Genomic DNA, 6,663 nt, shown 5'->3' with positions numbered 1-6,663 from the left:
TTTGTGAATTATATATGGATAAGTTTTTTTATATGTTATTATTTTTATATAAATTACAATAAAAAACATAAAATATAAAAAAAAAACATTTTTTATAAAAAAAAAAATAAAAATACCATATTTTTTTTAAAATATATCAATAAAAAAATTTTTATATGCATCTTAAAAAAAAAAATTATCAGAAAAAAAAAAGAAAAAATATATATATATATACATAAAAAAAATTTAGGTTATTACAAAAAAAAATGCGCAATAAAAATATATATTTAAGAATATTTTCATTTTTTATATCATATAAAAATAATTTTATACTAGACTTTAAAAAAAAAAAAAATAATAAAAAATTTTTAAATTTTATACGATAAAAAAAATATAAAAAACTATAAAAAATAATAAATATCATTGATATTACTGAAAAAAATAAAAATATTTAAAGAATCTTGATTCCTATATCTTTATCTAAAAATATATTTAATATCATCGATATGAGTAATTTCTAACAGAATTAAATAAATCTATAGAACAAAAAAATCTTAAAAAAAAATTTTTTTATTGCTAATAATATAAAAAATCAAAAACAAAAATAAGTTATAAAAAAAGAAAAAAACATTAAAAAAAATCAAAAATCAATAATACTAAAAGCAATACTTTTTTTAAAAAATACATTCAAATAAAGAAAAATACAGTCATGAAAAAAAATTAAAAAAAATAAAATTCTTATGCATCTAACAAAATAATTAAAAGAAAAAAAATAAAAAAATAATAATTTTTTAAAAAAAATTTTTTAAGGAGAAGATTTAAATGTTACCGGTTATTATTTTGATAGGTCGAACTAATGTAGGAAAATCAAGTATATTTAATGTGTTAACAAAAAGCCGCAATGCTTTAGTAGCAAATTATCCAGGATTAACAAGAGATCGGCAATATGGAGTATGTAATTTAGAAGACAAAAAAAAAATAATTTTAATTGACACTGCTGGATTGGATATAGAATTAGATAAAATTACTAATCAGATATATGAAAAAACATTAAATGCTATTAAAGAAGCAAATATAATATTGTTTGTAGTAAATGCACGTGAAGGAATTATGCCGCAAGAATATACTATTGCAAAAAAAATAAGATTTTTTAACAAAAAAACTATATTACTTATTAATAAAATAGATGGAATAAAAGATTTATCTATTATTAATGAATTTTATTCTTTGGGTTTTAAAAATAATCATATTATTTCTGCAACCCACCAGCAAGGAATTCAGAAACTGATAAATAAATACTTAATTCCATTAACAAACGTATATATAACTAAAAATCAAGATCAATTAAATGATTTGAACCTTGCAAAAAATACAAAAAATAATATAATAAAGATGTCTTTTATCGGGCGTCCAAATGTCGGTAAATCTACTTTAATCAATTCTCTTTTAAAAAATGATAGAATGATTACTTATGATCAACCAGGCACTACATTAGATAGCATTTCTATTCCTATGCGATATCATAATGAAGATTATATTTTTGTTGATACCGCAGGTGTATCAAAAAATAAAAAAAATAATAATACAATTCAACAATTTTCTATTATTAAAACTTTACAAACTATTGAAAAAACCCATGTTGTATTATTAATTATTGATGCTAACATTCAAATTTCTAGTCAAGATCTATTTTTAGCTAATTTTATTATAAATGCAGGAAAGCCCATTGTGATAATTATTAATAAATGGGATTTATTAAATGTTATAGAACAAAAAACATTTAAAGAACTTATTAAGAAAAAATTAAAATTTCTTTTTTTTGTTAGAATTCATTTTGTATCAGCTTTATATAAAACAAAAATATTCACATTATTTCAATCAGTGCAAGAAGCTTATCGCAATGCTAAAAAAAAATTTAGCACTTCTATACTAACAGAAACAATGTATAAAGCGATTAAAAAACATCAACCACCTATGATAAAAAAACGTCGTATAAAGATGAAATATGCGCATTTAGGAAGCTGTAACCCACCTTATATCATTATACATGGCAATCAGGTAAGATTATTATCTGCTTCCTATAAACGGTATTTAATTAATTTCTTTTACTCTATTTTGAATATTAAAGGAACACCAATCAGAATACATTTTAAAGAGAATGTAAATCCTTATATTAAAAATAAAAAACATATTACCAATGATTAATATTGTATAAAGGTATTTCTACTTCAATATCTACCAAACCAATAATAGCTTGGCAACTTAAACGACTATGAGATTCTAAACCCCAAGCTTTATCTAAAATATCATCTTCCTGTTCAGACCAACCAGATAATGATGAAAATCCTTTTCTCACAATACAATGACATGTGCTGCATGCACATGATTTTTCACAAGCATGTTCTAATTGAATATGATTACGTAATCCAACATCTAAAATAGTTTCACCTGGACATGCAAAAAATTGACCACCTTTAGGCAATATAATTCTATGTGGTAAAAATGTAACTATCGGCATTGTATGCTCTCTTCTAAAAATTTTTTATTGAAACAGATTGAAGACTTTTCTTAACACGTAATAAGAAAAGTTTTTTGCTAGCTTCATCTAATTTATTAAGTTGATTTTTCATAGCATGAAAATCATTTTGATTAATATACTTTTGTAATTTATTTTTTTCATATTCTATTTTTTTAAAATCTTTTTTATTAATAAGATGTTTATCTTCTTGTAATGCTTTTTCCAAAATATTTAATACACCATTACATTCCATTTTTTTTTCTTCGGTGATTCTAAAAAAATAATCTTTTTTTTTATAATCTACGGATTTATCAAAAGTATCATCAATATTTGTTTTAAAAAGTTTAATATTTTGATCAATATAGATTTTTTTTTCTAAACCACTAGTTTGTTCTACAGCCTGAATGCTTATTAAACCCTCTGCATCTATTTCAAAGGTAACTAGAATTCTAATTGTACCCGCTTTTTTAGGTGGTATACCTTTTAAAACAAAACGAGATAAAGATAAACAATCTTTTACACACTCTCTTTCCCCTTGTAATACATGAATTAAGATACTAGTTTGATTATCTTGATATGTTGTGAATTCTTTTGTTTTCGAAATTGGTATAGTTGTATTACGAGATATAATATGTTCGACAAAACCGCCCATGACTTCAATTCCCAAAGAAATAGGAGTTACATCTAATAATATTGTTTTATTGTCAGAAGTTTTTTTCATCAACATATCTATCTGTGTTGCAGCGCCTATAGCTACTACTTGATCAGGATTAATAAAAATTAACGGATTTTTTTGAAAAAATTTTAAAACTTTCTGATATACTAGAGGAATACGTGTAGATCCACCCACCATAATAATTTCTTCAACACGATCTAGCTTTAAATTAATATCCTTTAATATATTCAAACAAATAAGTAATGTTTTTTCGATAAAACATTCAATAATACCATTAAATTCATCGCGAGTAATATAACCATTCCAGCTACAAAAATGTACTGATGCTATTTTTTTTGTGCTTAAATCTATTTTAGTTTTTCGTGCAATGTGTAACAATCTAGATTGGAGAAAAATATCACATTTTTTTTGTATTTTAGATTTTTTATAAATATATTGAGCTAAAGCCAAATCAAAATCATCGCCACCTAAATTGGAATCTCCACCAGTTGCTAATACTTCAAATATACCTTTTTTTAATGACAATATTGAAATATCAAATGTACCACCTCCTAAATCGTAAACTGCAACAATACCTTTTTTTTTATTTTCTAAACCATATGCAATAGCTGCAGCCGTTGGTTCATGTAACAATCTTATGAGGTTAATATTTGCTATAGAAGCTGCTTTTTTTGTAGCTATTTTTTGAAGATTATTAAAATAAGCTGGAACAGTAATAATAGAAGCATAAATGTTTTGATGAAATAAAGAATATATTTTTTTTTTTAAATATTTTAATATTTCACTAGATACATCGATAGGTGTTACAATTCCAAAATTAGTATGAAATTCAATACCACCATTATAATTTTCTTTGATAATATAAGGTAATACTGGAAAATTTTTTTGAACAAAGTCTATAGAGCGACCCATTAATCTTTTAACAGAACTAATAGTATTGATAGGATCTTCAATTATTTTTTTTTTCGCTTCAAAACCGACTAGTACATTGTTTTTTTGATAATGTACTATTGATGGTAATAAAAAATTTTTATTATGATCTAATAATAAAGCAGAGCATCTTTGATTTATTGTAGCTACCAAAGAATACGTAGTACCTAAATCAATTCCTATAGTTAATTTTGTATCTTCTTTATTTTTTATAACAATCATTTAAAAAGATCCTCATTTACTTGTCTTAATAAAAATCTTATTTTTTTAAACTTTTTTCTATTTTTAAAACAAACAATAATTTTAATATAATTTTTTCACTAGCAATCCAATTTTTATTATTTAATTGTATTATAATATTATCTTTATATTTTTGTATTTGGTTTTGTACTTTTTTATTAAAAGAATTGTATGCTTCTTTATTATGATCATGATTTTTTACATAATCTAATTCTTCATATAAAGAAAAATATTTTGATAAAAATATATGATTATTAAAAGATATTTTTTTTTGATTTATATTAATACCATTTAAAGACAATAAATATATAGCTCTGGTCGAAAAATGCCGTAGAATTTTATAACCTTTATTAATATTTATAGATTTTTTTAAAATATTTTTTTTTTCTGAACAAGAAGCATGAATAAACAAATCAGGATGATAAATTAATTGAAGTTTATAAAAATTTTTCGAGAGTAACTTTTTATTAATTTCTATTTTTTTTGGTAAATTAAATAATTGAAAATAATCCATAAAAATCCTAAGATATTTAAAATATATATACAAATTATTAAATGTTGAAAGAGACAATACTTTCAACATTTAATTAGAAATTTATATTTTTTTATTTTTATAGTCAAAAATAGCTGCTTTAATGGCATCTTCTGCCAATATAGAACAGTGAATTTTGACTGGTGGTAATTCTAATTCTTCTACTATTGCTGTATTTTTAATAGATTCAGCTTCTTGAATAGATTTTCCTTTGACCCATTCAGTAACTAATGAACTAGATGCTATTGCAGAGCCACATCCGTATGTTTTAAAACATGCATCTTCAATAATACCCTCTGCATTAACTTTTATTTGTAATTTCATTACATCACCGCAAGCTGGTGCCCCTACTAATCCACTTCCAACATTTATATCTGAACTAGAAAAAGATCCAACATTACGCGGATTTTCATAATGATCCATTACTTTTTTACTATAAGCCATATAAAAACCTTAAATTTTTATGAATATTAATTATGATCCCATTCTATACTATTTAAATCAACTCCTGATTTAAACATTTCCCATAAAGGAGAAAGTTGACGTAATTTATCAATAGATTTATGAACTAATTCAATAGCATATTCAATGTCTTTTTTTGTAGTAAAGCGACCAATGGAAAAACGAATCGAACTGTGTGCTAGTTCATCCTTTATTCCTAATGCTTTTAATACATAAGAAGGTTCTAAACTTGAAGAGGTACAAGCAGAGCCAGAAGAAATAGCTAAATCTTTCAATGCCATAATTAGTGATTCGCCTTCAACATAGTTAAAGCTTACATTCAAAATATGAGGTGCACCTTGTTTTAAATCACTGTTCAAATAAACTTCCTCAATATCTTTAATACCATTCCAAAGAATATTTCTTAACTTAGTTAAATGAATAAAATCATCGTCAATTTTTTTTTGTGCTAAATAACATGCTTCGCCCATACCAATAATTTGATGAACAGCTAAAGTTCCTGATCTCATACCACGTTCATGACCTCCACCATGTAATAAAGGTGACAAACGAACTCTTGGTTTACGACAAGCATACAAACAGCCAATTCCCTTAGGTCCATAAATTTTATGGGCAGAAAAAGACATCAAATCTATACATGAATTATTTAAATCAAATTTTATTTTTCCGACACTTTGTGTGGCATCAATATGACAAAAAACATTATTTTTTCTGCATATTTTTGATATATTATTAATATCCTGTATGATGCCCGTTTCATTATTGACATGCATAATAGAAACAAGTATTGTATTTTTTTTTATATTTTTTTTTATATCATTTGGATCAATAATTCCATTATTTTTGGGTTTCAAATAAGTAATAAAAAAACCTTCATTTTCTAAATATCTACATGTATCTAAAATAGATTTATGCTCAGTTTGACTCGTTATAATATGATTGCCTTTTTTTTTATGAAAGTAAGCAATACCTTTAAGTGCTAAATTATTCGATTCAGTGGCTCCTGAAGTAAAGATAATTTCACGTGAATCCGCTTTAATCAATTCTGCTATTTGGTTTCGAGCAACATCTACTGCTTCTTCCGCATCCCAACCAAATTTATGAGAGCGAGAGACAGAGTTACCAAATGTTCCATCTAGTGTTAAGTAATGCATCATCTTTTTTGCAACTTTTTCTTCTACCGGTGTTGTTGCAGCATAATCTAAATAAATCGGAATTTTCATAAAATATTTACCTTATACATCATAAAAAATTTAAATAGAGAAATATATTAACTTTCTAAAATATATTGATATTATATCAATTTTATAATATAAAATTAGTATA

At 23.9% G+C, this 6,663-nt stretch carries 6 protein-coding genes; 1 reads left to right on the top strand and 5 read right to left on the bottom strand.

Going from position 1 to position 6,663, the window contains the following annotated elements; all coding sequences use genetic code 11:
* The first annotated feature begins 801 nt into the window (after positions 1–801).
* Positions 802–2,184: a ribosome biogenesis GTPase Der gene (der, locus tag AB4W59_RS02730; RefSeq protein WP_367673104.1), complete on the top strand. Its 1,383-nt coding sequence runs from the start codon at positions 802–804 to the stop codon at positions 2,182–2,184.
* Here der and fdx read toward each other — a convergent pair.
* From fdx to AB4W59_RS02705, 5 genes are all read right to left on the bottom strand, one after another.
* Complete coding sequence (fdx, locus tag AB4W59_RS02725) at positions 2,171–2,497, bottom strand: ISC system 2Fe-2S type ferredoxin (RefSeq protein ID WP_367673103.1); 327 nt, start codon at positions 2,495–2,497, stop codon at positions 2,171–2,173. The genes der and fdx overlap by 14 nt on opposite strands.
* A 13-nt stretch (positions 2,498–2,510) precedes the next feature.
* Positions 2,511–4,325 carry a Fe-S protein assembly chaperone HscA gene (gene hscA, locus AB4W59_RS02720; protein ID WP_367673102.1) on the bottom strand — a complete coding sequence of 605 codons (1,815 nt, stop codon included), beginning with the start codon at positions 4,323–4,325 and terminating at the stop codon, positions 2,511–2,513.
* 37 nt (positions 4,326–4,362) lie between these two features.
* Complete coding sequence (hscB, locus tag AB4W59_RS02715) at positions 4,363–4,857, bottom strand: Fe-S protein assembly co-chaperone HscB (protein WP_367673101.1); 495 nt, start codon at positions 4,855–4,857, stop codon at positions 4,363–4,365.
* An 81-nt stretch (positions 4,858–4,938) separates the two neighbouring features.
* The gene (gene iscU, locus AB4W59_RS02710) at positions 4,939–5,319 is read right to left on the bottom strand and encodes a Fe-S cluster assembly scaffold IscU (protein ID WP_367673100.1); all 381 of its coding nucleotides are present in this window, start codon (positions 5,317–5,319) and stop codon (positions 4,939–4,941) included.
* A gap of 26 nt (positions 5,320–5,345) precedes the next feature.
* Positions 5,346–6,560 carry an IscS subfamily cysteine desulfurase gene (locus AB4W59_RS02705; protein ID WP_367673099.1) on the bottom strand — a complete coding sequence of 405 codons (1,215 nt, stop codon included), beginning with the start codon at positions 6,558–6,560 and terminating at the stop codon, positions 5,346–5,348.
* Positions 6,561–6,663: the final 103 nt, after the last annotated feature.

This window comes from Buchnera aphidicola (Cavariella theobaldi), assembly GCF_964059165.1.
Lineage (GTDB): Bacteria > Pseudomonadota > Gammaproteobacteria > Enterobacterales > Enterobacteriaceae > Buchnera > Buchnera aphidicola_BO.
The sequence above is the reverse complement of the archived record's forward strand: the minus strand, read 5'-3'. Positions and strand labels throughout refer to the sequence as shown.

Coding starts and splice junctions, on each gene's coding strand:
- der (WP_367673104.1), top strand. CDS start 802: ATGTTACCGGTTATTATTTTGATAGGTCGAACTAATGTAGGAAAATCA.
- fdx (WP_367673103.1), bottom strand. CDS start 2,497: ATGCCGATAGTTACATTTTTACCACATAGAATTATATTGCCTAAAGGT.
- hscA (WP_367673102.1), bottom strand. CDS start 4,325: ATGATTGTTATAAAAAATAAAGAAGATACAAAATTAACTATAGGAATT.
- hscB (WP_367673101.1), bottom strand. CDS start 4,857: ATGGATTATTTTCAATTATTTAATTTACCAAAAAAAATAGAAATTAAT.
- iscU (WP_367673100.1), bottom strand. CDS start 5,319: ATGGCTTATAGTAAAAAAGTAATGGATCATTATGAAAATCCGCGTAAT.
- AB4W59_RS02705 (WP_367673099.1), bottom strand. CDS start 6,560: ATGAAAATTCCGATTTATTTAGATTATGCTGCAACAACACCGGTAGAA.